The 247-nt window shown below is 50.2% G+C and carries 1 protein-coding gene; it reads left to right on the top strand.

The window, feature by feature from the left end; all coding sequences use genetic code 11:
- On the top strand, positions 1-247 hold a 247-nt coding region (locus PsW74_RS28945), incomplete at both ends, for a DUF5801 repeats-in-toxin domain-containing protein (protein ID WP_193777973.1).

A 247-nucleotide genomic window follows, 5' to 3' on the forward strand; every position in this document is an offset into this window, starting at 1 on the left:
ACGACGGTGAAGTCAGCCTTGCGCAGTACCAGTCCATCAAGCAGCTTGATACAGACAGTCATGATGAATTCGTCAACTTGGACGGCAAGATCTCTGCTGTTCTGACAGTCACCGATGGTGATGGTGATGTGACCAGCCAGAGCGTTGAAATTGGTGAGAAGATCCGGTTTGGTGATGATGGGCCAACGATCACGTCTCTTGAGCTGAACAGGTTCGTTCAGGTTGATGAGAGTGCTGGTCTGGATAA

Origin of the sequence: Pseudovibrio sp. W74, assembly GCF_001623085.1 — a bacterium.
Classification (GTDB): domain Bacteria; phylum Pseudomonadota; class Alphaproteobacteria; order Rhizobiales; family Stappiaceae; genus Pseudovibrio.